This is a genomic window from Pseudomonas sp. C5pp (assembly GCF_000814065.1).
Taxonomy (GTDB): domain Bacteria; phylum Pseudomonadota; class Gammaproteobacteria; order Pseudomonadales; family Pseudomonadaceae; genus Aquipseudomonas; species Aquipseudomonas asiatica.
On the sequence record NZ_JWLN01000001.1, the window covers coordinates 195,409 to 221,248 of the forward strand.

A 25,840-nucleotide genomic window follows, 5' to 3' on the forward strand; every position below is an offset into this window, starting at 1 on the left:
TCAGGCCACATTTTGTTGGGTGTCCTGGCAGCTTTGCAGCCAGGTATTTCGTTGCAGTTGTGCCTGACGGCCGAGCAGCACGAACCCGCGCAGGGCACCGGCGTGGTCGTGGAACGCAGCGCTCAGTCCATCGCTGGTTGCATCGCAGCGCCATTGGCCCTCGCAGCCACCGGGAGGTGTCAGCAGGCACAGTGGGGCGACCGGGGTTTTCACCGTCACCGGCGCCAGGGGGTAGTGGACGGCGGTCGGTTGGCCCAGCAAGGTCTTGGCCAGGGCACGAATGCCTTCGTTAATCGGCGCGAGGTAGGGCAGCAACTGGCCGTTGATCTCGACGCAATCGCCCAAGGCATAGATGCCCGGTTGCGAGGTCTGTAGGTGTGCGTCGACCTTGATCCCGCGGCCGCAGTCCAGGCCGGCTTCCAGCGCCAGCTCAAGGTTGGGGCGCAGGCCCACTGCACTGAGCACCAGGTCCGCAGCGACGACTTGACCGTCGGCCAAGGTCAGTCGGTAGCCATCGCTGCCCGGCTCGATGCACTGCAAGGTGGTGCGCAGGTTCCACTGCACCCCCAACCCGGATAGCGCTTGTTGCAGGTGCTGGCCGGCCGCCTCGGGGAGCAGGCGCTCCATGGGCCAGGCACCCAGGCCGATTACCCGCACCTGATAGCCATTGCTCGCAAGGTCGTTGGCAAACTCGCAGCCGATCAGACCGTCGCCCAGAATGGCCACGCTGCGCACGCCTTCAAGGCGTTGGCGGAACGCCTGGTAATCCTGCAGGTTGTTGACGCTGAGCAGTGCCTCGGCGCAGCCCTCGATAGGCAACCGCACGGCAGAGGCCCCACTGGCTAGCACCAGTTGACCGTAGTCCATTTCGCCGAGGCTGGTGTACAAGCGCCGCGCCCGGGCATCGATGCGTTCGACTTTGCAGCCGGTATAGATACGAATGCCCAGCCGCTGTTCGATCGCCAGCGGCGTTTCGGTGGCCAGGGCTGCGGCGGTGCGGCCCTGGGCCAGGGCGATGGAGAGCGCAGGCTTGGAATAGAGATGCCCCGATTCCTGGGTCAGTACGCGAATCTCCAGTTGCGGGTCGGCCTTGCGCAGGGCCTGTGCCAGGCCGTAGCCGGCATGGCCGCTGCCGATGATGACCACTGGTTGTGCCGGGCGGGCCGCGACCACAGGCTGGGCCTGGATGACCGGCGCGGCAGCCACAGCTGCGATCGGGGTGCTGAGTTCGATCATTTCAAAGTCGGCCTTGCCGACCTTGCATTCAGGGCATAGCCAGTCTTCGGGCACATCCTCCCAGCGCGTGCCGGGGGCAATACCGTCGTCGGGCCAACCTTTGGCTTCGTCGTAGATCAGGCCACAGATGATGCAGAGCCAGGTTTTCATCGCGCTACCTCCTCACTCGCCCTTGATACGCACGGCCAGGTTCTTGGTCCTGACGTAGCTGTAGAGCGCCTCCTGGCCTTTTTCCCGGCCGAAGCCCGAGAGCCCGACGCCGCCAAACGGCGTTTCGATGCCACCTGCGTACCATTCGTTGACGAACACCTGGCCGGCGCACAGTTGCCGGGCGCAGCGCAGGGCGCGATTGAGGTCCTGGGTAAACACGCCGGCCACCAGCCCGAACGCAGTGCCGTTGGCAATGGCGATGGCCTCCTCTTCGTTGTCGAAGGGGATCACTGCCAGCACAGGGCCGAAGACTTCGGTCTGGGCAATCTCCATCTGCGCAGTCACATCGCGCAGTACGGTTGGCGCCATGTAGTGTCCGCGCAGGCCACTGATGGCCTCGCCGCCGGTTGCGACCACCGCGCCTTGCTGCTGGGCACGTCGGCACAGGGCCTCGATGCCTTCGAGCTGACCGGCAGAAATCACTGGCGTGTGGTCGGGGTTGTCCTGGCCCAGGCCCACGGTCAGCCCTTCGGCCATCGCTACCACGTCAGCGACGACCTCGTCGTAGATCGAGCGATGTACCAGCAGGCGCGACATGGCCGAGCACACCTGGCCGGCATTGAAGAAGATGCCGCTTTTCACACTGTTGATCAGTTGCTCGCGATCGGCATCCGGGAACACCAGGGCCGCCGATTTGCCGCCCAGCTCCATGACGCTGGGAATCGCGTGTTCGGCGGCGCTGCGCAGAATGCTCTGGCCGGTGCCGACGGAACCTGTGAAGACGATCTGGTCGACATCGCGATGGCCGGCCAGGTAGGCACCCACTTCACGGCCACGGCCGCAGATCAGATTGACTGCACCCTGTGGCAGGCCGGCACGCTCGATGGCCTGCATCAGCACGCACAGGCCAAGTGGCGACAGCTCCGGCGACTTGATCACTACCGCGTTGCCGGCCGCCAGGGCTGGGGCCAGGGAGCGGGCGCAGATCGACACGGGGAAGTTCCACGGCACGATCTGCAGCGACACGCCCATGGGGTCGTAGACCGTGAAGTCCATGTAGCCGTCACCCAGCGGAATCGACTTGCCTTCGATCTTGTCGGCCATGCCGGCGTAGTACTCGAAGTAGCGCGCGGCCTCGACGAATTCGTCACGGGCATCGCGCAGGCTCTTGCCGTTTTCCTGGCACAGCACCCACGCGCCTTCGTCGGTGATTGCACGAATCTGCGCGGCAACCTCAAGCAACCAGGTCACCCGCTGAGCAGGGCGAACGCGGGTCAGAGCGTTGCTGTCGGCGCAGCGCCGGGCGGCCTGCAAAGCGCGTTCGGCGTCGGCCACACTGGCTTGGGCGATGGTCGCCACAGGTTCGCTGGTGCCAGGGTTGTGGATGCTCAGGTGCTGCTCACTGTCGGTCCACTGGCCGTCAATGAAGTTCAGCCAGTGCGGGGCTATCGGATGCATGGTGATCACCTCAGGCGCGTTGCGCGCAGTCAAGCAGTTGGCGGGCAGCCCACTTGTGGAAGTAGTGGGTCGGCAGGTCCATTTCCGGCGAGAACGCACCACCGCTGTAGCCAGGCGAGGAGCGGCCCATCTGCATGCCTTCGACCGAGGCGATGTCTTCGGCGAACACCACGCGCCAGGATTCCATTACCGCTTTGCGCGAGGCGTCGTAATGGCTGTCGAGCGCTTCGTCACCCACGTAGAACAAGCGCAGGTGCTCGATGGTTTTACCCGGCGCCACAGGCTCGAGCATCATGGCGAACGCATGGTCGGCCTGGATGCCCAACAGCACGTTGGGGAAGAACGCCACGTACTCGGCGGTGCGCAGGCGGTCCTGTGGCCAGGATGGGAAGATCGGCAGATGGGTACCGGCAACGGCCGAGAGGTTGTAGGCGTGGCTGCCCTGCCCGGCGAATTCCTCGAACATGATGTTGTAGTGGTCTTCCAGGCGCGAGTAGCTGTTCAGGCTCGGGTGCACCCACGGCAGGTGGTAGGCCTCGCAGTAGTTCTCGACCGCCAGCTTCCAGTTGCAGTTGACCTCGATGCTCATCGCACCGCTGTTTGCTTCACGGCGCAGCAGATCCATGCCGTCGGTGCCCAGGAACTGGGTCCAGCGTTCGGTCAGCGGCTGCAGTTGTTCTTCAAGGGCCGGTGCGTCGCCAGACAGGTTGATGAACACCATGTCCATCCAGATCGTGGTGCGCAGCGCCTTCAGGCCGTGTTTCTCGCACGCGAAACGTTCGTCTTTGTGCTGATTGATTCCGCCGACGTGTGGGGTACCTTTGAGGCCGCCATTCAGGTCGTAGGTCCAGGAGTGGTAGGGGCAGCGGATCACACCCTGCACTTCACCCGCCTGTTGCACCAGTTTCACGCCGCGGTGGCTGCAGACGTTGTGGAACACCTGCACCAGACCTTCGCGGTTGCGCATCATCAACAGCGGCAGGCCCATGAAATCGACCGGTTTGACGTAGCTGTTGGTCGGCAAGTCGCTGGCAAAACCGATACAGGCCCAGTTGCGCCCCAGCACCTCGTCGCGCTCAAGTTCGAAATAGCGCTGGTCGGTGTAGAACTCGTTGGTCAGGCCATGAGCTTCATGGATAGGCGCCAGAACGGTTTCCAGGGCGTGGACGGGAATAAGGCGGGAATCAGTCGATACGGTCATTTTTTGTTTTCTCTTGTTAGATGCACGGCAGGCAATGCCTTGATGCCTGGTGCCAGTTTCAGCAAGAGAAGGAGGGCGCGACAAACGATTTATTTCAACGCTATTTATCAGTTATTATCATTAATGATTTATTCGCAGGCGATAGTAATGGCCAAGAAAAATTAGATGAATGGTCAGGCTTTGGACTTTTCAGATTAATGATTTTTGGTAATCAATTAATGATTAGAAATGGTTTGTCGAAGTGCGGGTAGTTCTCCCATTTTGATAGGGCCCAAGGGAGCGTGCCGCGCCTTGGGCCTGCGGGAAGACCGCCGCCAGGGATCCGGCACCTGCCTGTGGCAGCGGTTTTACCCAAACCGTGACATCAAACCCTTGAACAAAAACAATAGGGGATATCCAATGCGTGCCGAATCTGGCCTGCTCAAAGGCCTCAACCCCACCGTGACGATCTGGTCGTTACTGGCCGTTGTGGTCTTCGTGCTGTTTTGCGCCCTGTTTGCCGAACATGCAGCAGCGGCTTTTCAACGTGCCTCAGACTTCATCCTGCAGAACTTCAAATGGTTCTACCTGATCTCCGTAACGGTTGTGCTGGGACTGCTGATCTATCTGATGTGCAGCAAGTTCGGGCAGATCAAGCTTGGGCGAGACGACGACAAACCCGAATTCAGCTTCGGCTCCTGGATCGCCATGTTGTTCAGTGGTGGCATGGGCATCGGCCTGATCTTCTGGTCGGTTGCCGAACCCATGTGGCATTACGCGGGCAACCCGTTCTCCACCGGCCTCACCGACGAAGCCGCCACCACAGCCATGCGTATCACCCTGTTCCACTGGGGCCTGCATCCCTGGGCCATTTTCACCATCGTCGGCCTGGGCCTTGCCTACTTTGCCTACCGCAAGGGCTTGCCGCTGAGCATGCGCTCGATCCTTTACCCACTGATCGGTGAGCGCATCTATGGGCCCATCGGACATGTGGTGGACATCCTTGCTGTGGTGATTACCGCGTTTGGTGTATCCCAGTCGCTGGGCCTGGGCGTGGTGCAAATGAACACCGGGCTGAGTCAGGTGTTCGACCTGCCCATCAGCCTGGGGGTCCAGATCACCCTGATCGTGCTCATAACCATGGTCACCACCGTATCGGTGATGGCCGGTGTGTCGCGTGGCATGAAGCGTCTCTCGGAATGGAACATGCTCTTGTCGGTGGTCCTGGTGGTGGTGATCCTGCTGCTGGGGCCAACCCGCTACATCCTCAACCTGATGCTGGAAAGCACCGGCGACTATGCCAGCCATGTAGTGGGCCTGAGCTTCTGGAGCGATACCCAGAAAGACAGCGGCTGGCAGAACTGGTGGACGGCGTTCTACTGGCCGTGGTGGATGACCTGGGGCCCGTTTGTCGGTCTGTTCATCGCGCGAATTTCCAAAGGCCGCACCATTCGTGAACTGATCGCCGGCGCACTGTTGGTACCCACCCTGGTGACCATCATCTGGATGTCGGTGTTCGGCGGTGCCGCGCTCAAGGCTGAGCAGGTCGATCGTCATCACCACGCAGAACTGGTTGCCAGTGGTGAACTGCAGGGCGACAAGGCCAAGTTCGAAGGTGGCACGGTATTGCTGGCGACCAAGCAGGAAACCACCGCAGCCATGTTCACCCTGCTGCACAAGATCGACGCGGGTACCTTGGGCAAGGTGCTGAGCGTGCTGGTCTGTATCCTGCTGGCGACATACTTCATCACCTCGGCCGACTCCGGCACCCAAGTGCTGTGTACGTTGAACTCCATGGGCAGTGCCAACCCGCCGCAGAGTATCCGCCTGCTATGGTGCATCCTGGAGGGTGCTATTGCCACGGTCCTGCTGATGGCGGGGGGGCTCAAGGCGATCCAGATGGCGAGCATCGCAGCAGGATTGCCGATTGCGGGCTTCATCCTGCTGATTAGTTACACCCTGATGCGCAGCTTGCGCCAGGAGATGGCTGACGGCCTGCTTGATACGCCGCCGGGTGGGCGCCTGCCTATCCCTGGGATGCTCCCGCAAGGCATCACGCCGGTGGCTGGGTCGTTGGCCAGCGGGGGGCTTGATATGGGGCTAACAGCGAAGAAAGCCAGCTGACCTCAACCCGCCCTGGAAGACACAAGACCGACAGCCATCCGCTGTCGGTCTTGTGTTTTGGGCTGGCTATTTCTGCACCGAAGGCAGGGCCATCAACCAGTCCCGGAACAGCCGCACGCTTTCACGAGGGCCTCGCTTGGCGGACGACTCCAGCAGGCAGAACTTAGCGTCGGTCTGCAGTACCACATCGTTGGGCTTGACCAGCGCACCAGTGCTCAACGCATCGTCCACCAGGTTGCCCCAGGCCAGGGCCACGCCTTGGCCACTGATCGCCGACTGGATCAGCATGCCGTAGCTGTTGATGTTGACGCGGTGCTTGGGCGTCATGGGCTCGTACCCCAGGCGCTTGAACCACTCGGGCCAACCTACCCAGTCGCGCTGGGAGTCTTCAAGCCATAGCCAGGTACACGACGACAACCCTTCGATGCTGCTCAGTTGCGGATGCCTGGTCAGATAGGCCGGGCTGCACACCAGGAAGATTTCTTCCGAGAACAGCGGCGTGACAGCCATGTCCTTGGGCGGTGGGTTGCAGTAGTACAGCGCCAGGTCACTGTCGAGCCTGGCGTAATCCTTCACATGGTCGTGGGCGATGATCCGCAGGTCGATGTCTTCATGGGCGTTCTGGAATTCCGACACCTTGGGCAGCAACCACAGCGAAGCCATGGCGGTACTGGTGGCTACGGTGACTTGCTGGTTGCCTTGCCACTGGCGTATCTCGCCGGTGACTCGGGCCAGGTACAGCATGCATTCACGCACCGTTTCGTAATACTGCGTGCCGGTGGGGGTCAGGGCCATGCTACGGGTGGTACGGGTGAACAGTGCCTTGCCCAGGTAGTCCTCAAGAAGGCGAACCTGACGGCTGATTGCACCTTGGGTGACATTTAATTCCTTGGCAGCAAGGGTAAAGCTCAAGTGGCGCGCCGCAGACTCAAACGCATGAAGACTCTTGAGCGGCGGAAGAGGCTGGATTTTCACAGGCTGGGTTCCACGCATTTTTATTATCAGCCGCTCTATATTAACGATCCGTTCAGTCACTGGGGTGGCGGTTCGAAGATTTAGTTTTTCACCAGCGTTGCTGGCGTCGGCCAGGGAAACTTCGTCACCGGCGGGAGAAACCCAATTCTTGCAGGTCCTGCCTGACGCACTCCGGACAGCAGGCATTCAGGTCCGAATGGATGCGCAACAGCAGGGCTGGAGTGGCTCATCTGCCGATCGGGTAGGCAGGCGCCCGCCAGCGCGTCGTCAACTGGACTTGGTCGGTTTGCCCGGTTTGGGCATGAGTAAACACTTCGATTGCGCTCGAACTCAATAACGCCATTTTTGACCGCGGATGAGAGCCGATAGTCGAGCGCCTTGATCTTCACGCCCTCAGTGACGTAATTGCGGATTTTCTGCAGGCTACCTGCGTACTGGTCATAACCCAACACCATGGAACTGGGTTTAGCTGAGTCACCATGAACATGCCAGACGTCCTTGGTGCCTGCCTGATAGCGGCGGAATAGGCTGTAACGGGATTCAGGATAAAGGAAGGCCAGGTTGTAGAGCGGCCCTGCGAAGGTCTTCCTGACTTTTAAGACCAAGATAAATGTTTCGTTCAACATACGAACGCAGAGATTCATCTGGTTGGATTCGCAGCAGCATTTTTGGCCGATCCATAGCTGGAGGGGGCGGGGTTGGCAAGGGGCGGTGCTCGCAGGAGCGGGGGAGAGAGGTCTCACCGGCTCCTGCGACAGTTTTAATTATCCTGCGACAGTTTTAATTCTCTAAATCCACAAAAGCGCCCCTGGCTTCTGGCTTACTCGACCGTAACCGACTTGGCCAGGTTACGCGGCTGGTCCACGTCGGTGCCCTTGAGCACGGCGACGTAGTACGACAGCAGCTGCAGCGGGATGGTGTACAGGATCGGCGCCAGGGCGTCGGCGATGTGCGGCACCTTGATCACGTGGGTACCTTCGCCATTGGTCATGCCGGCCTGCTCGTCGGCAAACACTACCAGCTCGCCACCACGGGCGCGTACTTCCTGCAGGTTGGACTTCAGCTTCTCCAGCAGTTCGTTGTTCGGCGCAACGGTTACCACCGGCATGTCGCTGTCCACCAGCGCCAGCGGGCCGTGCTTCAGCTCGCCTGCCGGGTAGGCTTCGGCGTGGATGTAGGAAATTTCCTTGAGCTTGAGCGCACCTTCCATCGCCACCGGGTACTGCGCACCACGGCCGAGGAACAGGGTGTGGTGCTTGTCGGCGAACAGCTCGGCGATTTTCTCGACGGTGGCGTCCATGGCCAGGGCTTCGCCCAGGCGGGCCGGCAGGCGGCGCAGTTCTTCGACCAGCTCGGCTTCGACGCCGGCTTCCAGGGTACCGCGCACCTGGCCCAGGGCCAGGGTCAGCAGCATCAGCGAAACCAGTTGGGTGGTGAAGGCTTTGGTCGAGGCCACGCCGATTTCCGGGCCGGCCAGAGTCAGCAGGGTCAGGTCCGACTCACGCACCAGCGAGCTGATACCGACGTTGCAGATCGCCAGGCTACCGAGGAAGCCCAGCTCCTTGGCGTTACGCAGTGCGGCCAGGGTGTCGGCGGTTTCGCCAGATTGCGAGATGGAGACGAACAGAGTGTCCGGCTGCACCACCACCTTGCGGTAACGGAACTCGCTGGCTACTTCGACCTGGCACGGGATCCCGGCCAGGCTTTCCAGCCAGTAACGGGCGACCATGCCGGCGTGGTAGCTGGTACCACAGGCAACGATCTGCACGTTGCGCACCTTGGCGAACAGTTCGGCAGCCTGCGGGCCGAAGGCCTGGACCATCACGTTGTCCTTGCCCAGGCGGCCTTCCAGGGTGCGCTGCACCACGCTTGGCTGCTCGTGAATTTCCTTGAGCATGAAGTGGCGGTAGGTACCTTTGTCGGCAGCTTCGGCACCTTCGTGGTACTGCACGGTTTCGCGCTGGACCTTGTGGCCATCCTGGTCCCAGATGGAGACCTGGTCACGGCGAATTTCGGCGATGTCGCCTTCTTCCAGGTACATGAAGCGGTCGGTGACCTGGCGCAGGGCCAGCTGGTCGGACGCCAGGAAGTTCTCGCCCAGGCCCAGGCCGATGACCAGCGGGCTGCCACTACGTGCGGCTACCAGGCGGTCAGGCTGCTTGGCGCTGATCAGCGCCAGGCCATAAGCGCCATGCAGGCGCTTCACCGCAGCCTTCAAGGCATCGGTCAGGTCCGGAATGCTCTTCAAGGTGTGGTGGATCAGGTGGACGATGACTTCGGTATCGGTCTGCGAAGTGAAGACATAGCCAAGGCCCTTCAGCTCTTCGCGCAGTTCTTCGTGGTTCTCGATGATGCCGTTGTGCACCACGGCCACTTCATTGCCCGAGAAGTGCGGGTGGGCGTTGCCCTCGGTCGGCGCACCGTGGGTGGCCCAGCGAGTGTGGGCGATGCCCAGCTGGCCGGCCAGTGGCTCGGCAGCAACAGCGGCTTCCAGTTCACTGACCTTGCCGATACGGCGACGGCGCTGCAGTTCACCGTTCTGGGTGAGGACGGCCAGGCCGGCGCTGTCGTACCCGCGGTACTCAAGACGCTTGAGGCCTTCGATCAGGATGGCTGTGATGTTGCGCTCGGCGACGGCACCAACGATTCCACACATGGTTTATTGCTCCTGGCTGATCGCGGCGCAGATCAGGTTGATGCCGCGGGCTTGAATTTGTTCGCGTGCCGCTGCGGGCAGGCGTTCGTCAGTAATAAGGGTGTGCACGCTGCCCCAGGGCAGCTCGAGGTTGGGGATCTTGCGCCCTACCTTGTCCGATTCGACCATCACGATCACTTCACGGGCGACTTCGGCCATGACCCGGCTCAGGCCGAGAAGTTCGTTGAAGGTGGTGGTGCCGCGGCCGAGGTCGATACCGTCGGCGCCTATGAACAGTTGGTCGAAATCGTAGGAGCGCAACACCTGCTCAGCCACCTGGCCCTGGAACGACTCGGAATGCGGGTCCCAGGTGCCACCGGTCATCAGCAGCACCGGCTCGTGTTCAAGGTCGCAGATGGCGCGGGCCACGTTCATCGAATTGGTCATCACCACCAGGCCAGGATGGCGGCCCAGTTCAGGGATCATGGCTGCCGTGGTGCTGCCGCTGTCGATAATGATCCGCGCATGTTCGCGGATACGTGCCACGGCGGCGCGGGCGATGGCCTTTTTATAGGAAGACACCGGCTGGGCAGGTTCACCGAGCAGCTCTTGAGGCACCGGGACCGCGCCACCGTAGCGCCGTAGCAACAGGCCGTTGGTTTCGAGGGCAGCGAGGTCCTTGCGGATGGTGACCTCCGAGGTAGCGAAACGCTTGGCCAACGCGTCCACGCTCACCTCGCCCTGCTCGCTGAGCAAAGCCAGGATGTTGTGCCGCCGCTGCGGGGTGTTTCGTTTCGACATGAGCGCTTAAGTTTCGATTCGAAAGATAATGATGGCAATCAAAACCTAAGATGAGCGATTCGTCAAGTTGTCACTGCCCTGTGGATAGATTCTCCCAGCACTCGCCATGCCCTTGTGGGAGCGGCCTTGTGTCGCGAAAGGGCCGCGAAGCGGCCCCAATGATTTCAAAGGTAACGCGAATATTGCCGGGCTGCTTCGCAGCCCTTTCGCGACACAAGGCTGCTCCCACAAGTAACACCAAACGACCAAGAAAAAAGCCGACTTATTCACATAAGTCGGCTTTCGATCGAAACAGCTGTGTATAACTCAGCTCTTCTTGATCTTTTCCGGACGCTTCCAACCCGAGATGTTGCGCTGACGTGCACGAGCCACCGCCAGATCGCCTGCCTCCACGGCCTGGGTGATGGTCGAGCCGGCAGCAGTGGTCGCACCAGCCTTGATTTCCACAGGCGCTACCAACGAGTTGTTCGAGCCGATGAACACGTCCTCGCCCATCACGGTCTTGAACTTGTTGGCGCCATCGTAGTTGCAGGTGATGGTGCCGGCGCCAATGTTGGTGCGTGCACCAATTTCGGCATCGCCCAGGTAGGTCAGGTGACCTGCCTTGGCGCCTTCCCCGAGGTGGGCGTTTTTAAGTTCGACGAAGTTACCCACATGGGCCTTGGCGTCCAGCACGCTACCCGGGCGCAGGCGGGCGAACGGGCCGGCATCGCTGCCCTCGCCCATCACGGCACCTTCGAGGTGGCTGTTGGCCTTGACCACTGCACCTTTGCGCAGGGTGGTGTTCTTGATCACACAGTTCGGGCCGATCTGCACATCGTCCTCGATGACCACCTTGCCTTCGAGAATCACGTTGATGTCGATCAGCACGTCACGGCCAACGGTCACTTCACCGCGGACATCAAAACGCGCCGGGTCGCGCAGGGTCACACCCTGGGCCATCAAGCGACGGCCTTCGCGCAACTGGTAGTGGCGCTCCAGCTCGGACAACTGGCGGCGGTCGTTGGCGCCTTGCACTTCCATCGGGTCGTGTGGCTGTTCGGTAGCCACCACCAGCCCATCGGCCACAGCCATGGCGATGACGTCGGTCAGGTAATACTCACCCTGGGCGTTGTTGTTCGACAGGCGGCCCATCCAGTCCGCCAGGTGCGCGGCCGGCAGGGCCAGAATACCGGTGTTGCCTTCCTTGATCGCTTTCTGCGCATCGTTGGCGTCCTTGTGCTCAACGATGGCGGTCACCTTGCCCTGCTCGTCACGCACGATGCGGCCATAGCCGGTCGGGTCGTCGAGGGTCACCGTGAGCAGGCCCAGCTGCTTCTCGTTGGCCTTGGCCAGCAGACGCTGCAGGGTTTCCACTTCGATCAACGGCACATCACCGTACAGCACCAGCACGGTTTCGGCGGTCAAGGCCGGCAATGCCTGGGCAACCGCATGGCCGGTACCCAGCTGCTTGTCCTGCATGACGAAGTTCAGGTCGTCGGCGGCCAGGCGCTCGCGAACCAACTCGGCACCATGGCCAATGACCACATGAATACCTTGCGGCTGCAGCTGGCGCGCGCTGTGGATAACATGGCCAAGCATGGAGTTGCCGGCTACCGGGTGCAGCACCTTGGGCAGCGCCGAGCGCATGCGGGTGCCTTGGCCGGCGGCGAGAATAACGATATCGAGTGACATTACTGGCTACCAATCCTGGGTGGTCAGTGAAATGACCGGGGGGGAGAAATCAGAAAAAGAAAAAGGGTAGCCGAGGCTACCCTTTTACTCAATCGCAACAGAAGTTATCAGCCGAGAGCCGATTACTTGCCTCTGCGCATTTGCTGGACGGTACGCAGCTGAGCTGCGGCCTCGGCCAGACGTGCGGCGGCGGCGCCGTAGTCGAAGTCCGCGCCTTTCAGATTCAGGGCGTTCTCGGCAGCCTTGAGGGCTTCCTGAGCCTGAGCTTCATCCAGGTCTGCAGCACGTTGCACGGTATCGGCAAGCACCTTGACCATGTTCGGCTGAACCTCGAGGAAACCACCAGAGATGTAGAACACCTCTTGGGCGCCACCCTGCTTGGTCAGCGTGATCGGACCAGGCTTGAGATTGGTGATCAGCGGCGCGTGACCCGGAGCGATACCAAGATCACCTAGGTTACCGTGCGCAACTACCATCTCGACCAGGCCGGAGAAGATCTCTCCTTCCGCGCTGACGATATCGCAATGGACTGTCATAGCCATCTGCTTGCCTCAACCTGATAGCGCCCCTTGCGGGGCGCAGGAATTACAGTTTCTTGGCTTTCTCGATCGCTTCGTCGATGCTGCCGACCATGTAGAACGCTTGTTCTGGCAGGTGGTCGTAGTCACCTTTGAGGATGCCGCTGAAGCCAGCGATGGTGTCTTTCAGGGAAACGTACTTGCCTGGCGAACCGGTGAAGACTTCGGCCACGAAGAACGGCTGCGACAGGAAGCGCTGGATCTTACGAGCGCGGGCTACCAGTTGCTTGTCGGCTTCGGACAGTTCGTCCATACCCAGGATCGCGATGATGTCTTTCAGCTCTTTGTAGCGCTGCAGAACATACTGAACGCCACGAGCGGTCTCGTAGTGCTCGTTGCCGATCACGTTCGGGTCCAGCTGGCGCGAAGTCGAGTCCAGTGGGTCGACCGCTGGGTAGATACCCAGGGAGGCGATGTCACGGGACAGAACGACGGTGGCGTCCAAGTGGGCGAAGGTGGTCGCTGGCGACGGGTCGGTCAAGTCGTCCGCAGGTACGTATACGGCCTGAACGGAGGTGATCGAACCTTCCTTGGTGGAGGTGATACGCTCTTGCAGAACGCCCATCTCTTCAGCCAGGGTCGGCTGGTAACCTACTGCCGAAGGCATACGGCCCAGCAGTGCGGATACTTCGGTACCGGCCAGGGTGTAACGATAGATGTTGTCGACGAACAGCAGAACGTCGTTACCTTCGTCACGGAACTTCTCGGCCATGGTCAGGCCGGTCAGCGCTACGCGCAGACGGTTTCCTGGTGGCTCGTTCATCTGACCGTAGACCAGCGCTACCTTGTCGAGAACGTTGGAGTCCTTCATCTCGTGGTAGAAGTCGTTACCCTCACGAGTACGCTCACCCACACCAGCGAACACGGAGTAACCGCTGTGTTCCATGGCGATGTTACGGATCAGTTCCATCATGTTTACGGTCTTGCCGACACCGGCACCACCGAACAGACCAACCTTACCACCCTTGGCGAACGGGCAAACCAGGTCGATAACCTTGATGCCGGTTTCCAGCAGGTCGTTGCCGCCTGCCTGGTCAGCGAACGAAGGCGCTGGCTGGTGGATACCGCGACGCTCTTCTTCGCCGATCGGGCCGGCCTCGTCGATCGGGTTGCCCAGTACGTCCATGATACGGCCCAGGGTGGCCTTACCAACAGGAACGGAAATGGCAGCGCCGGAGTCAACGACTTCCAGACCGCGCTTCAGGCCTTCGGTCGAGCCCATCGCAATGGTACGAACCACGCCGTCGCCCAGCTGCTGCTGAACTTCCAGGGTGGTTTCCGCGCCTTGTACTTTCAGCGCGTTGTAAACACTCGGCACGACGTCACGTGGGAATTCCACGTCGATGACGGCGCCGATGATTTGAACGATACGTCCGCTACTCATAGCTGGATCCTCTGAATATTTGAACCGTTAAACCGCGGCAGCGCCGCCGACGATTTCCGAGATCTCCTGGGTGATCGCAGCCTGACGCGCCTTGTTGTAGATCAACTGAAGCTCTTTGATCAAATCACCGGCGTTGTCTGTGGCGTTCTTCATGGCGATCATCCGGGCCGCTTGTTCAGCAGCGTTGTTCTCGACCACCGCCTGGTACACCTGCGACTCCACGTAACGCACCATCAAGCCGTCCAGCAGCTCTTTTGCGTCGGGTTCGTACAGGTAGTCCCAGTGATGCTTGAGATCCTGATCCGGGGTTGCCACCAACGGTACCAATTGCTCGACCGTTGGCTTCTGGGTCATGGTGTTGATGAACTTGTTCGAAACCACCGAGAGGCGATCGATACGGCCGTCCAGGTAGGCGTCCAGCATCACTTTGACGGAGCCGATCAGATCGTTGATCGATGGCTCTTCGCCCAAGTGGCTGATCGCGGCTACGACGTTGCCGCCAAAGATGCGGAAGAAAGTCGCACCCTTGCTGCCGATCACGCACAGGTCGATTTCCACGCCCTGTTCGCGGTTTTCGTTCATGTCCTTGACCAGGGCCTTGAACAGGTTGGTGTTCAAGCCACCGCACAGACCACGGTCACTGCTCACCACGATATAACCGGCGCGCTTTACAGGGCGCTCGATCATGAACGGGTGGCGATATTCCGGGTTGGCGTTGGCCAGATGACCTATCACCTGGCGGATACGCTCCGCGTAAGGACGGCTAGCAGCCATGCGCATTTGTGCCTTGCGCATCTTGCTGACCGCCACTTTCTCCATGGCGCTGGTAATTTTTTGCGTGCTTTTGATGCTCGCAATCTTACTGCGAATCTCTTTTGCGCCTGCCATGTATCACCTATCAGGTTAGCAAGCGGGGGCCTGAGCCCCCGCTGCGGCTTACCAGGTCTGGGTGGCCTTGAACTTCTCGATACCGGCTTTCAGGCCTGCGTCGATTTCGTCGTTGAAGTCACCCTTCACGTTGATCTTCGCCATCAGTTCAGCGTGATCACGGTTGAAGAAGGCGATCAGTGCTTGCTCGAAGCTACCGATCTTGGAGACTTCTACGTCAGTCAGGAAGCCACGCTCAGCGGCATACAGCGACAGGGCCATGTCCGCGATGGACATCGGCGCGTACTGCTTCTGCTTCATCAGCTCGGTAACGCGCTGACCATGCTCCAGCTGCTTGCGGGTCGCTTCGTCCAGATCGGAAGCGAACTGGGCGAATGCAGCCAGTTCACGGTACTGAGCCAGAGCGGTACGGATACCACCGGACAGCTTCTTGATGATCTTGGTCTGAGCGGCACCACCTACGCGGGATACCGAAACACCGGCGTTCACTGCTGGGCGGATGCCCGAGTTGAACATGGCCGATTCCAGGAAGATCTGACCGTCGGTGATGGAAATCACGTTGGTCGGAACGAACGCGGAAACGTCGCCAGCCTGGGTTTCGATGATCGGCAGGGCGGTCAGGGAACCGGTCTTGCCAGTGACTGCGCCGTTGGTGAACTTCTCGACATACTCTTCCGAAACGCGCGATGCACGCTCCAGCAGACGGGAGTGGAGATAGAACACGTCACCTGGGTACGCTTCACGTCCTGGTGGACGACGCAGCAGCAGGGAGATCTGACGGTAGGCAACGGCCTGCTTGGACAGGTCATCGTAAACGATCAGGGCGTCTTCACCGCGGTCACGGAAGAACTCGCCCATGGTGCAGCCGGCGTATGGCGCCAGGAACTGCAGTGCGGCGGATTCCGAAGCACTGGCAACGACCACGATGGTGTTGGCCAGGGCGCCGGCTTCTTCCAGCTTGCGAACGATGTTGGCAACGGTGGAACGCTTCTGGCCGACAGCAACATAAACACAGAAAATACCGGAGTCTTTCTGGTTGATGATGGCGTCGATGGCCATGGCGGTCTTGCCGATCTGACGGTCACCGATGATCAGCTCGCGCTGGCCACGGCCGACAGGGATCATGGCGTCGACGGACTTGTAGCCAGTCTGTACAGGCTGGTCTACCGACTTACGCCAGATCACGCCTGGAGCGACCTTTTCGACCGCGTCGGTTTCGGTGGTGGTCAGAGGACCTTTGCCATCGATCGGGTTACCCAGAGCGTCGACGACGCGGCCCAGCAGGCCTTTGCCGACCGGAACTTCCAGGATGCGACCGGTGCACTTGGCGCTCATGCCTTCGGCGAGGGTGTCATAGGCACCCAGGATCACTGCACCTACGGAGTCTTGCTCCAGGTTCAGGGCCATGCCGAATACGCTGCCAGGGAACTCGATCATTTCGCCGTACATGACGTCGGCCAGACCGTGGATCCGCACGATACCGTCGGATACCGAAACAACGGTACCTTCGTTACGGGCTTGGGAGCTCACATCGAGGTTGTCGATGCGGCCCTTGATGATTTCACTAATTTCGGAAGGATTGAGTTGCTGCATTGCTCTGCTGCCCCTTCAAACTCAAGATTTCAATGCTTCGGCCAGTTTCGCGATTTTGCCGCGAACAGAGCCATCGATTACCAGGTCACCAGCGCGGATGACGACGCCGCCAATCAGGCTGGCATCCTCCGACGCGTGCAGGCGCACTTCCTGGCCTAACCGTGCACTGAGAACCTTGGCGAGTTTGTCTTGCTGTTCTTGGTTCAACGCGAAGGCACTGGTGACTTCCACGTCCACGGATTTCTCTTGCTCGGCCTTGTACAGGTCGAACAGGGCGGCAATCTCCGGCAGAAGCAGGAGACGGTCGTTTTCCGCGGCAACATGAATGAAATTCCGTGCCTGTGCATTGAACTTGTCACCGCACACGTCAATGAACGTGGCGGCCTTTTCTGCGCTCGTCAGTCGCGGGGCCTTGAGCAGGCGCTGCATGGTGTCGTCTTGCGACACCGCAGCAGCCAGGCCGAGCATGGCTGACCAATTGGCCAGTTGCTGATGGGCCTGGGCATGCTCAAAGGCAGCCTTAGCGTAAGGTCGGGCCAACGTGGTCAGTTCTGCCATGATCGCCCTCGCTTAAATTTCAGCGGCCAGTTTGTTAACCAGCTCCGCATGCGCGTTTTGATCGATTGTGGCGCCAAGGATCTTTTCAGCACCACCAACGGCCAGGGCACCCACTTGGGCGCGCAGGGCGTCTTTAGCGCTGTTCAGTTCCTGTTCGATCTCGGCCAGAGCCTGAGCCTTCACACGGTCAGCTTCGACGCGGGCCTGATCACGGGCTTCCTCGACAAGCTGAGCAGCGCGTTTCTTGCTTTGCTCGATGATTTCGGCTGCCTGTGCTTTAGCTTCGCGCAGTTGCTGACCCGCTTTCTCTTGGGCCAGCTCCAGGTCGCGAGCTGCGCGGTTGGCAGCGTCCAAGCCGTCGGCAATCTTCTTTTGGCGCTCTTGCAGGGCAGTGATGACCGGAGGCCACACATACTTCATGCAGAAGAGTACAAAAATCAGAAAAGCAACGGATTGGCCAATCAGGGTTGCATTAATGTTCACGCCAACACCTCGCTCGGTCTTAATTCATACAGCCATCAACTCGTGGTGACGAGTGATTAGCCGGCGATCTGACCAACGAACGGATTCGCGAAGGTGAAGAACAGAGCGATACCAACACCGATCATGGTTACGGCGTCGAGCAGACCGGCAACGATGAACATTTTAACCTGCAGCATCGGAACCATTTCTGGTTGACGAGCAGCGCCTTCCAGGAACTTGCCGCCCAGCAGGCCGAAACCAATGGCGGTACCCAGAGCACCCAGGCCGATCAGCAGAGCAACAGCGATAGCGGTCAGACCAACTACAGTTTCCATCTTTCCTCCCGACTTTTACGTCGTATTGGTTAGGTTTTTAGTTTGAAGCGGTAAAACAAATCGTTTGGTACAGCATGCCCTTGCGGACTTTTTAAGCCCTCCCCCCGAACAGGCGGGGAAGGCTATCAGACACGCCAGGCGGTCTTAATGGTTATCTTCGTGAGCCATCGACAGGTAGACGATGGTCAGCATCATGAAGATGAAAGCTTGCAGGGTGATGATCAGGATGTGGAATACAGCCCACGCCCATTGCAGCACCACACCCAGGCCGCTGAGCCACAGCAGGCCGGAGCCGAACATTACAGCGATCAGGATGAACACCAGTTCGCCGGCATACATGTTGCCGAACAGACGCAGTGCCAGCGAGATCGGCTTGGCGATCAGGGTGACGAATTCCAGCAGGAAGTTGACCGGAATCAGCAGGATCTGAACGAAGATGTTCTTGCTGCCGAACGGGTGCAGGGTCAGCTCACCGATGAAGCCGCCCAGGCCCTTGACCTTGATGCTGTAGAAGATGATCAGGGCGAACACGCAGAAGGCCATGGCCAGGGTCGCGTTCGGGTCGGTGGTCGACACGGCGCGGAACGGAATGTGCGGGTCACCGGATATCAGGATGGCCAGCTGAGGAATCCAGTCGACCGGTACCAGGTCGACGGCGTTCATCAGGAATACCCAGACGAAAATGGTCAGCGCCAGCGGAGCGATTACCGGGCTACGGCCGTGGAAGGAGTCCTTCACGCTGCCGTTGACGAAGTCCACCATCACTTCTACGAAGTTCTGCAGGCCGCCAGGTTGGCCGGAAGTCGCCTTCTTGGCCGCCATGCGGAAGATGAACAGGAAGATCAGACCCAGCGCGACGGACCAACCCAGGGTGTCCAGGTGGAACGCCCAGAAGCCCATTGCCTTGGCTTCTGCAGCCGAATGGGCGAAGCCCCAGCTGCCGTCTGGTAGTTGACCGTAGGTCAGGTTCTGCAAGTGGTGCTGGATATAGCCCGAAGCGGTTTCTGCTGCCATGGTTGCCTCAAACGCCCTAAGGTCTCGAAAGTCTTTTATTCATCAGCAGGGGCGCGAACCAGCTGACCAAAAGGGTCAACACGAAGACGCCGAATACTGCTAGCGGCGCCAGTGGCTTCACTCCTGCGAAGGTCAGTGCAAAAAGCACTGCCGTCAAAATCATCTTGCCTGCCTCGCCAGCGTAGAACGACTTGACGATGGCTTGTGCCGCCCGGGCCCCGCTGAAGCGAAAAGCCTTCCAGGCGAAATACACATTGGGTAGCCAGGCAATCAAACCTCCGCAAAGGCCTGAATATCCACTGACCGCCCCTTTCCACTGCCACAACACCAACGTTGCCAGCAGCAGTACGACGAATTGAGCCAGCAGTACCGGGAAAACCGCCCAGCGATGGAAAGGCAGGCGGTTTGGCGTGCGGATTTCCATCACAACTGCTCCTCGGAAGTCGACCAGCAAGTCAGTTATGACTTGGCATAATTTGTGCCGACAAAATGCGCGCAGAGTATAGGGGTGGATTAACCCCTATTCAACTATTCGGTAGTGATTTCCGACTGCGCGCTACAACGGGAATTGTTTCAGCGGATGTGAGCAAGCACGCCTTGCAACTCGTCAAGCGAGTTGTAGCGAATAACCAATTGGCCTTTGCCCTTGTTGCCATGGCGTATCTGCACGGCCGAGCCCAGGCGCTCTGCGAGCCGCTGTTCAAGGCGTGCGATATCCGGATCAGGTTTGCTCGGTTCGACCGGATCAGGTTTGTCGCTGAGCCACTGACGAACCAGTGCCTCGGTTTGGCGCACGGTGAGGCCACGTGCGACAACATGACGCGCCCCCTCTTCCTGGCGGTGTTCTTCCAGGCCGAGCAATGCACGGGCGTGGCCCATCTCCAGGTCGCCATGGGCGAGCATGGTCTTGATCGCGTCAGGCAGGGTGATCAGGCGCAGCAGGTTGGCCACGGTCACCCGCGACTTGCCCACGGCATCGGCCACCTGTTGCTGGGTGAGCTCGAACTCCTGCTGCAGGCGCTGCAGGGCGAGCGCCTCTTCCAGCGGGTTGAGGTCTTCACGCTGGATGTTCTCGATCAGCGCCATGGCGATGGCGGCTTCGTCGGGCACTTCGCGGACCATCGCCGGGATCTTGTCCAGGCCAGCCTGCTGGGTGGCGCGCCAGCGGCGCTCACCGGCGATGATCTCGTAGCGGTTACCATCGATCGGGCGCACCACGATCGGTTGCATCACGCCATGGTTGCGAATCGAGTGCGCGAGCTCTTCCAGCGCCTCCGGGTCCATGTCCCGGCGCGGCTGGTACTTGCCACGCTGGATCAGCTCGACCGGCAGGTGTTGCAGTTCTTTCTGGTCGATCTTCACAGCCTGCTCTTCGAGCGCGCTGACGGAAGGACCACTGAGCAGTGCATCCAACCCACGTCCGAGACCCCGTTTCTTGACGGCCATACGGATTCCTTAAGTTGTTTGTGCAGTGCGTGATTGACGGCGTTGACGGCGTACCAGTTCCCCGGCCAGGGCCAGATAAGCCAGCGCGCCTCGCGATTGCTTGTCGTAGGCCAGGGCCGGCATGCCGAAGCTCGGGGCCTCGGCCAGGCGAATGTTGCGCGGAATGACCGTGTCGTACAGCTGCGGGCCAAAGTGCTCCTTCAGCTGCGCCGAAACATCGTTGTTCAGGCTCAGGCGTGGATCGTACATGGTCCGCAGCAGGCCCTCGATCTTCAGCTCCGGGTTCAGCCGGGCGGCGATGCGCTTGATGTTATCCACAAGGTCGCTGAGACCTTCCAGTGCGTAATACTCGCACTGCATCGGAATGATCACGCCATCGGAAGCGACCAGGGCGTTGAGCGTCAGCATCGACAGCGACGGAGGGCAATCGATGAGGATGTAGTCGTAGTTCTCGCGGATAGGCGCCAAGGCGTTGCGCAGGCGGCTCTCCTTGACCTGCATTTCCAGCAGCACCACTTCGGCGGCTGTCAGGTCACGGTTGGCCGGCAGCAACTGGAAACCACCGTGCTCGGAGTAATGCATGGCCTGGGCCAGGTCGCATTCCCCGATCAACAGGTCGTAGACCGAGTGCTCGAGCTCGTGCTTGTCCACACCGCTGCCCATGGTGGCGTTGCCCTGCGGATCGAGGTCGATCAGCAGCACACGACGCTTGGTCGCGGCCAGCGAGGCGGCGAGATTGATACAGGTGGTGGTCTTGCCCACACCACCTTTCTGGTTCGCGATTGCGAATACCTTAGCCATTGTTGCGTGTGTTCCCAGTCATGCCTTGCGGCGCAGTATCAGCAGATGGCGCTGGCCCTGGCAACCTGGAACGGTCAGGGCCTGCTCGCTTTCCACTGTGAAGTCTGCGGGCAATGCTACCAGTTCATCGGCAGGATGCAGCCCCTTCATTGCAAGCCATTGCGTCCCGGTGTCGCCCAGGTGGCGGGTCCAGTTGGTGAAGTTCTCCATGCTGCTGAAGGCGCGAGAGATGATTCCGCTGAAAGGTTGTGCCGGCTGGAAGGCTTCGACCCGGCTGTGGATAACCGTGAGGTTGTCCAGCTTGAGCTCCATTTTCACCTGGGTCAGGAAGCGGGTCTTCTTGCCATTGGCGTCCAGCACCGTCACGCGCTTGTCTGGATGCAGGATAGCCAACGGGATACCGGGCATGCCACCGCCACTGCCGACATCCAGCCAGTTATCACGCTCGCTGTGGATAAACGGCATGACACTGAGGCTGTCGAGCAGGTGACGCGACACCATCTCGTCGGGGTCGCGCACGGCGGTGAGGTTGTAGGCTTTGTTCCATTTGATCAGCAGGGCGAGGTAGCCGAGCAGCTTTTCGTGATGCTCGGCGCTCAGCTCGACACCGAGCTGACGCGCACCTGTGGACAACTCTTCAGCGTGTTGCGGGGTGACCAGGGAACTCAAGCGCTTTGCTCCAATTCGCGGCCAGCGCCGCGTTTTTTCAAGTGAATCAGCAACAGGGAAATAGCCGCCGGGGTCACGCCCGGGATACGCGAAGCCTGACCCAGGGTTTCCGGACGGGTCTGGCCCAGCTTGCCCTGGATTTCCTTGGACAGGCCGGAAATCGTCGAGTAATCGATATCCACAGGCAGGCGGGTATCTTCGCTGGCGCGCAGACGTGCGATTTCATCCTGCTGGCGGTCGATGTAGCCGGCGTACTTGGTGCGGATTTCGACCTGCTCGGCGACCTGTGGATCGATCGCTTCACCACCGGTTGCCTCGATCAGCCCGGCGTAGTCGATTTCCGGGCGCGCCAGCAGGTTGAGCAGACTGTACTCGTGGCTGAGCGGAGTACCGAACTTATCCACAATGGCCTGGCCTTGCTCGGTGTTCGGGCGTACCCAGGTCGACCTCAGGCGCTGCTCCTCGCGTTCGATGCCGTCGCGCTTGGCGCAGAAGGCGGCCCAACGCTGGTCGTCGATCAGGCCGAGTTCGCGCCCCTTTTCGGTCAGGCGCAGGTCGGCGTTGTCTTCGCGCAGGATCAGGCGGTACTCGGCACGCGAAGTGAACATGCGGTACGGCTCTTGGGTACCCAGGGTAATCAGGTCGTCGACTAGTACGCCGATGTATGCCTCGTCGCGGCGCGGGCACCAGCTGTCTCGGCCCTGCGCCCGCAGGGCCGCGTTGGTCCCGGCCAGCAGACCTTGGGCGCCGGCTTCTTCGTAACCGGTGGTGCCGTTGATCTGGCCGGCGAAGAACAGGCCGCCGATGACTTTGGTCTCGAGGCTGTACTTGAGGTCACGCGGGTCGAAGTAGTCGTATTCGATGGCATAGCCCGGGCGCACGATGTGGGCGTTCTCCATGCCGCGGATCGACCGCACCAGCTCCAGCTGCACGTCGAACGGCAACGAAGTGGAAATACCGTTGGGGTACAGCTCATGGGTGGTCAGGCCTTCCGGCTCAATGAACACCTGGTGGCTTTCCTTGTCGGCGAAGCGGTGGATCTTGTCTTCGATCGACGGGCAGTAGCGCGGGCCAACACCTTCGATGACACCCGAGTACATCGGCGAACGGTCGAGGTTCGAGGCGATGATCTCGTGGGTGCGCGCATTGGTGTGGGTAATCCAGCAGCTCACCTGACGCGGGTGCATCTGGGCGTTGCCCATGAACGACATCACCGGGATCGGCGTATCGCCTGGTTGCTCGGTCATCACCGAGAAGTCCACCGAACGGCCGTCGATACGCGGCGGGGTACCGGTTTTCAGGCGGCCGACGCGCAGCGGAAGTTCACGCATGCGGTGGGCCAAGGCGATCGAAGGCGGATCACCGGCGCGACCACCGGAATGGTTTTGCAAACCAATGTGGATAAGCCCGCCGAGGAAAGTACCGGTGGTCAGTACCACCGATTCGGCGAAGAAACGCAGGCCCATCTGGGTCACCACGCCTTTGACCTGGTCCTGTTCGACGATCAGGTCGTCGCAGGACTGCTGGAATATCCACAGGTTCGGCTGGTTTTCCAGGATTTCGCGCACCACTGCCTTGTAGATGGCGCGGTCGGCCTGTGCACGGGTGGCGCGTACAGCCGGGCCCTTGCGGTTGTTCAGAACGCGGAACTGGATGCCGCTCTTGTCGGTGGCCAGCGCCATGGCGCCGCCGAGGGCATCGATCTCTTTGACCAGATGGCTTTTGCCAATACCGCCAATGGCGGGGTTGCAGCTCATGTGACCGAGGGTTTCCACGTTATGGGTCAACAGCAGGGTTTTCACACCCATGCGTGCAGACGCAAGCGCAGCCTCGGTACCGGCATGGCCGCCGCCGATGACGATCACTTCAAAACGGGAAGGGAAATCCACCACGCACCTCGTGCCTGTTTTTGCGAATAGAGAAGGTAAGCGGACAAGTATAGGGACTTCACCCCCTTTAAAGAAACCGTCTGAGCAAATTTTGACCAGTCTGTGGATGAGTGGCAGCCAACAGAAATCAAAGAGGAAAAATTTAAAAAAGCTTTGTTTTTATGTTTATTCTTATGCACAAGCCTTTCTGTGGATAAGCTTATACAGGCCTTTATCCATGCTGTGTAGAGCAAAATTAAACCCTGTGGCTGGAGTACCATGAGGGTTATGGATAACACGATTTAGCCTGTGGATTAAATGGCTGTTTACCCACAAGCGGGTTTGTCCTCAGAAAAAAAGCCTGCTTATCAACGGAGCTGAAGGCGAGTTTTCCACAGGGCTCCTGAGAGCAGATTGGGGTAGGTAAATGAAAAAAATGTGAACCTGCACCGGCCTCTTCGCGGGTGAAGCCGCTCCCACAGGGGTCTGCACAGCCTGCAGGTGCGGCGCGTTTTCCGTAGGAGCTGCGAAATTTGAGGCAAAAAAAAAGCCGCTCCCGAAGGAGCGGCTCTTGGTTTTGCCTGGCTGTGAATTACTTGCCGATGCAGAAGCTGGAGAAAATCCGCCCCAGCAGGTCATCAGAGCTGAATGCCCCGGTAATCTCCCCCAGGGCCTGCTGCGCCTGCCGCAGGTCTTCCGCCAACAGCTCACCCGCGCCAGCCAGGGTCAGTTGTGCACGGCCATGTTCCAGGTGCTCACTGGCCTGGCGCAGGGCATCCAGATGGCGCCGGCGAGCGCTGAAGCCACTCTCGGCCGTCTGTTCATAACCCATGCAGGCCTTCAGGTGGTCACGCAGCAACTGCAGCCCTGCATCGTCCCCTTTGGCACTGAGGGTGATCGTTACATGCCCGTCATCGCACTGTTCCAGCGCTACCCGCTCACCACTAAGATCGGCCTTGTTTCGAATCAGCGTCACCTTGGCCGGGTCTGGCCGCTGGTCGAGAAATTCTGGCCACAGGGCAAACGGGTCGCTGGCCTCGGGCGCGGTGGAGTCCACCACCAACAACACCCGGTCTGCCTCGCCAATGGCCTTCAGCGCACGTTCCACGCCAATCTTTTCCACATGGTCATCGGTGTCGCGCAAACCGGCAGTATCGACCACGTGCAGCGGCATGCCGTCGATGTGGATATGTTCGCGCAGGATGTCCCGCGTGGTGCCGGCAATGTCGGTGACGATGGCCGCTTCCCGTCCGGCCAGCTGGTTCAGCAGGCTCGACTTGCCGGCATTCGGCCTACCGGCGATGACCACAGTCATGCCATCACGCAGCAAAGCCCCCTGCCCGGCTTCACGCTGTACTTTGGACAACTCGCCCCGCACCGTATCGAGCATCGCCAGCACATGGCCGTCGGCGAGGAAGTCGATTTCCTCTTCAGGGAAGTCGATCGCCGCCTCGACGTAGATGCGCAGCGCAATCAACGCCTCGGTCAGGAAGTGCACGCGCTTGGAGAACTCCCCCTGCAGCGAACGCAGGGCATTGCGCGCAGCTTGGCTGGAACTGGCTTCGATCAGATCGGCAATGGCTTCGGCCTGGGCCAGGTCGAGCTTGTCGTTGAGGAATGCACGTTCGCTGAACTCACCCGGGCGAGCCAGCCGGCAACCAACCTGTACACAGCGCTGCAGCAGCATATCCAGCACCACCGGGCCACCATGGCCCTGCAGTTCCAGCACGTCCTCGCCGGTGAACGAATTCGGCCCGGGGAAGAACAGCGCGATCCCTTCATCCAGTACCAGGCCTTCCTCGTCGCGGAACGGGCCGTAATGGGCGTGGCGCGGGGTAAGCGTACGGCCGGTGATCAACTGGCCGGCCTTGGCGGCCAGAGGGCCGGACAACCTGACAATACCCACACCGCCGCGGCCCTGGGCGGTGGCGATGGCGGCGATGGTTTCACGCACAGTGTTCATGCTCGAAAGCCTCTACGACAAAAACGACAGATAGCAAAAACGCCCCAC

The 25,840-nt window shown here is 60.2% G+C and carries 23 protein-coding genes and 1 pseudogene; 1 reads left to right on the top strand and 23 read right to left on the bottom strand.

What is annotated here, in order from left to right:
- From RR51_RS00895 to RR51_RS00905, 4 genes and pseudogenes are all read right to left on the bottom strand, one after another.
- Complete coding sequence (locus tag RR51_RS00895) at window positions 1-1,236, bottom strand: NAD(P)/FAD-dependent oxidoreductase (RefSeq protein ID WP_236693245.1); 1,236 nt, start codon at window positions 1,234-1,236, stop codon at window positions 1-3.
- A pseudogene (locus RR51_RS31465) lies at window positions 1,225-1,386 on the bottom strand (rubredoxin); the annotation flags it as partial. The pseudogene RR51_RS31465 and the gene RR51_RS00895, both read right to left, overlap by 12 nt.
- Before the next feature lie 12 nt (window positions 1,387-1,398).
- On the bottom strand, window positions 1,399-2,844 hold the full coding sequence (locus RR51_RS00900; protein ID WP_039612434.1) for an aldehyde dehydrogenase family protein: 1,446 nt from the start codon (window positions 2,842-2,844) through the stop codon (window positions 1,399-1,401).
- A gap of 10 nt (window positions 2,845-2,854) precedes the next feature.
- Window positions 2,855-4,045, bottom strand: coding sequence for an aromatic ring-hydroxylating oxygenase subunit alpha (locus RR51_RS00905; protein ID WP_039612373.1), 1,191 nt, complete (start codon window positions 4,043-4,045; stop codon window positions 2,855-2,857).
- 399 nt (window positions 4,046-4,444) lie between these two features.
- Here RR51_RS00905 and RR51_RS00910 point away from each other — a divergent pair, with 399 nt between their 5' ends.
- On the top strand, window positions 4,445-6,148 hold the full coding sequence (locus RR51_RS00910; RefSeq protein ID WP_039612374.1) for a BCCT family transporter: 1,704 nt from the start codon (window positions 4,445-4,447) through the stop codon (window positions 6,146-6,148).
- 66 nt (window positions 6,149-6,214) lie between these two features.
- Here the strand turns inward: RR51_RS00910 and RR51_RS00915 are convergent, their stop codons facing one another.
- The 19 genes from RR51_RS00915 to mnmE form a co-directional block, all read right to left on the bottom strand.
- Window positions 6,215-7,123, bottom strand: a complete 909-nt coding sequence (locus RR51_RS00915) for a LysR substrate-binding domain-containing protein (protein ID WP_039612375.1) — start codon at window positions 7,121-7,123, stop codon at window positions 6,215-6,217.
- Window positions 7,124-7,203: 80 nt separating this feature from the next.
- Window positions 7,204-7,749: a hypothetical protein gene (locus RR51_RS00920; RefSeq protein WP_152619848.1), complete on the bottom strand. Its 546-nt coding sequence runs from the start codon at window positions 7,747-7,749 to the stop codon at window positions 7,204-7,206.
- 194 nt (window positions 7,750-7,943) lie between these two features.
- Entirely contained in the window at window positions 7,944-9,779 is a 1,836-nt protein-coding gene (glmS, locus tag RR51_RS00925) for a glutamine--fructose-6-phosphate transaminase (isomerizing) (RefSeq protein ID WP_039612377.1), read from the bottom strand.
- A gap of 3 nt (window positions 9,780-9,782) precedes the next feature.
- Window positions 9,783-10,559 carry a DeoR/GlpR family DNA-binding transcription regulator gene (locus tag RR51_RS00930; RefSeq protein WP_015268400.1) on the bottom strand — a complete coding sequence of 259 codons (777 nt, stop codon included), beginning with the start codon at window positions 10,557-10,559 and terminating at the stop codon, window positions 9,783-9,785.
- Window positions 10,560-10,865: 306 nt separating this feature from the next.
- Window positions 10,866-12,233 (bottom strand): bifunctional UDP-N-acetylglucosamine diphosphorylase/glucosamine-1-phosphate N-acetyltransferase GlmU, encoded by a 1,368-nt coding sequence (gene glmU / locus RR51_RS00935; protein ID WP_039612378.1) that lies wholly within the window; start codon window positions 12,231-12,233, stop codon window positions 10,866-10,868.
- A gap of 122 nt (window positions 12,234-12,355) precedes the next feature.
- Complete coding sequence (locus RR51_RS00940; protein WP_003260039.1) at window positions 12,356-12,775, bottom strand: F0F1 ATP synthase subunit epsilon; 420 nt, start codon at window positions 12,773-12,775, stop codon at window positions 12,356-12,358.
- A 43-nt stretch (window positions 12,776-12,818) separates the two neighbouring features.
- Window positions 12,819-14,195, bottom strand: coding sequence for a F0F1 ATP synthase subunit beta (gene atpD / locus RR51_RS00945; RefSeq protein ID WP_013974904.1), 1,377 nt, complete (start codon window positions 14,193-14,195; stop codon window positions 12,819-12,821).
- A 27-nt stretch (window positions 14,196-14,222) separates the two neighbouring features.
- Entirely contained in the window at window positions 14,223-15,083 is an 861-nt protein-coding gene (gene atpG, locus RR51_RS00950; RefSeq protein ID WP_013974905.1) for a F0F1 ATP synthase subunit gamma, read from the bottom strand.
- 48 nt (window positions 15,084-15,131) lie between these two features.
- Window positions 15,132-16,676: a F0F1 ATP synthase subunit alpha gene (gene atpA, locus RR51_RS00955; protein WP_013974906.1), complete on the bottom strand. Its 1,545-nt coding sequence runs from the start codon at window positions 16,674-16,676 to the stop codon at window positions 15,132-15,134.
- A 21-nt stretch (window positions 16,677-16,697) separates the two neighbouring features.
- Complete coding sequence (locus RR51_RS00960) at window positions 16,698-17,234, bottom strand: F0F1 ATP synthase subunit delta (RefSeq protein WP_003260034.1); 537 nt, start codon at window positions 17,232-17,234, stop codon at window positions 16,698-16,700.
- A gap of 12 nt (window positions 17,235-17,246) precedes the next feature.
- Window positions 17,247-17,717: a F0F1 ATP synthase subunit B gene (locus RR51_RS00965; protein ID WP_003260032.1), complete on the bottom strand. Its 471-nt coding sequence runs from the start codon at window positions 17,715-17,717 to the stop codon at window positions 17,247-17,249.
- A 56-nt stretch (window positions 17,718-17,773) separates the two neighbouring features.
- Window positions 17,774-18,031 (bottom strand): F0F1 ATP synthase subunit C, encoded by a 258-nt coding sequence (gene atpE, locus RR51_RS00970; RefSeq protein ID WP_003097235.1) that lies wholly within the window; start codon window positions 18,029-18,031, stop codon window positions 17,774-17,776.
- 144 nt (window positions 18,032-18,175) lie between these two features.
- On the bottom strand, window positions 18,176-19,045 hold the full coding sequence (atpB, locus tag RR51_RS00975) for a F0F1 ATP synthase subunit A (protein ID WP_003260030.1): 870 nt from the start codon (window positions 19,043-19,045) through the stop codon (window positions 18,176-18,178).
- A gap of 16 nt (window positions 19,046-19,061) precedes the next feature.
- Complete coding sequence (locus tag RR51_RS00980) at window positions 19,062-19,469, bottom strand: F0F1 ATP synthase subunit I (protein WP_008092225.1); 408 nt, start codon at window positions 19,467-19,469, stop codon at window positions 19,062-19,064.
- A 149-nt stretch (window positions 19,470-19,618) separates the two neighbouring features.
- Window positions 19,619-20,491 carry a ParB/RepB/Spo0J family partition protein gene (locus RR51_RS00985; RefSeq protein WP_003260029.1) on the bottom strand — a complete coding sequence of 291 codons (873 nt, stop codon included), beginning with the start codon at window positions 20,489-20,491 and terminating at the stop codon, window positions 19,619-19,621.
- Between the two features lie 9 nt (window positions 20,492-20,500).
- Window positions 20,501-21,292, bottom strand: coding sequence for a ParA family protein (locus tag RR51_RS00990; RefSeq protein WP_012274913.1), 792 nt, complete (start codon window positions 21,290-21,292; stop codon window positions 20,501-20,503).
- 18 nt (window positions 21,293-21,310) lie between these two features.
- Window positions 21,311-21,961 (bottom strand): 16S rRNA (guanine(527)-N(7))-methyltransferase RsmG, encoded by a 651-nt coding sequence (gene rsmG, locus RR51_RS00995; protein WP_039612379.1) that lies wholly within the window; start codon window positions 21,959-21,961, stop codon window positions 21,311-21,313.
- Complete coding sequence (gene mnmG, locus RR51_RS01000) at window positions 21,958-23,850, bottom strand: tRNA uridine-5-carboxymethylaminomethyl(34) synthesis enzyme MnmG (protein WP_039612380.1); 1,893 nt, start codon at window positions 23,848-23,850, stop codon at window positions 21,958-21,960. Before mnmG ends, rsmG begins: the two co-directional genes overlap by 4 nt.
- Before the next feature lie 571 nt (window positions 23,851-24,421).
- Entirely contained in the window at window positions 24,422-25,792 is a 1,371-nt protein-coding gene (gene mnmE, locus RR51_RS01005) for a tRNA uridine-5-carboxymethylaminomethyl(34) synthesis GTPase MnmE (RefSeq protein WP_013970244.1), read from the bottom strand.
- Window positions 25,793-25,840: the final 48 nt, after the last annotated feature.

What these genes read in the sequence shown, in the direction of transcription:
- RR51_RS00895 (WP_236693245.1), bottom strand. Translation starts at nt 1,236, where the DNA reads ATGATCGAACTCAGCACCCCGATCGCAGCTGTGGCTGCCGCGCCGGTC.
- RR51_RS00900 (WP_039612434.1), bottom strand. Translation starts at nt 2,844, where the DNA reads ATGCATCCGATAGCCCCGCACTGGCTGAACTTCATTGACGGCCAGTGG.
- RR51_RS00905 (WP_039612373.1), bottom strand. Translation starts at nt 4,045, where the DNA reads ATGACCGTATCGACTGATTCCCGCCTTATTCCCGTCCACGCCCTGGAA.
- RR51_RS00910 (WP_039612374.1), top strand. Translation starts at nt 4,445, where the DNA reads ATGCGTGCCGAATCTGGCCTGCTCAAAGGCCTCAACCCCACCGTGACG.
- RR51_RS00920 (WP_152619848.1), bottom strand. Translation starts at nt 7,749, where the DNA reads ATGTTGAACGAAACATTTATCTTGGTCTTAAAAGTCAGGAAGACCTTC.
- glmS (WP_039612377.1), bottom strand. Translation starts at nt 9,779, where the DNA reads ATGTGTGGAATCGTTGGTGCCGTCGCCGAGCGCAACATCACAGCCATC.
- RR51_RS00930 (WP_015268400.1), bottom strand. Translation starts at nt 10,559, where the DNA reads ATGTCGAAACGAAACACCCCGCAGCGGCGGCACAACATCCTGGCTTTG.
- glmU (WP_039612378.1), bottom strand. Translation starts at nt 12,233, where the DNA reads ATGTCACTCGATATCGTTATTCTCGCCGCCGGCCAAGGCACCCGCATG.
- RR51_RS00940 (WP_003260039.1), bottom strand. Translation starts at nt 12,775, where the DNA reads ATGGCTATGACAGTCCATTGCGATATCGTCAGCGCGGAAGGAGAGATC.
- atpD (WP_013974904.1), bottom strand. Translation starts at nt 14,195, where the DNA reads ATGAGTAGCGGACGTATCGTTCAAATCATCGGCGCCGTCATCGACGTG.
- atpG (WP_013974905.1), bottom strand. Translation starts at nt 15,083, where the DNA reads ATGGCAGGCGCAAAAGAGATTCGCAGTAAGATTGCGAGCATCAAAAGC.
- atpA (WP_013974906.1), bottom strand. Translation starts at nt 16,676, where the DNA reads ATGCAGCAACTCAATCCTTCCGAAATTAGTGAAATCATCAAGGGCCGC.
- RR51_RS00960 (WP_003260034.1), bottom strand. Translation starts at nt 17,234, where the DNA reads ATGGCAGAACTGACCACGTTGGCCCGACCTTACGCTAAGGCTGCCTTT.
- atpE (WP_003097235.1), bottom strand. Translation starts at nt 18,031, where the DNA reads ATGGAAACTGTAGTTGGTCTGACCGCTATCGCTGTTGCTCTGCTGATC.
- atpB (WP_003260030.1), bottom strand. Translation starts at nt 19,045, where the DNA reads ATGGCAGCAGAAACCGCTTCGGGCTATATCCAGCACCACTTGCAGAAC.
- RR51_RS00980 (WP_008092225.1), bottom strand. Translation starts at nt 19,469, where the DNA reads ATGGAAATCCGCACGCCAAACCGCCTGCCTTTCCATCGCTGGGCGGTT.
- RR51_RS00985 (WP_003260029.1), bottom strand. Translation starts at nt 20,491, where the DNA reads ATGGCCGTCAAGAAACGGGGTCTCGGACGTGGGTTGGATGCACTGCTC.
- RR51_RS00990 (WP_012274913.1), bottom strand. Translation starts at nt 21,292, where the DNA reads ATGGCTAAGGTATTCGCAATCGCGAACCAGAAAGGTGGTGTGGGCAAG.
- mnmE (WP_013970244.1), bottom strand. Translation starts at nt 25,792, where the DNA reads ATGAACACTGTGCGTGAAACCATCGCCGCCATCGCCACCGCCCAGGGC.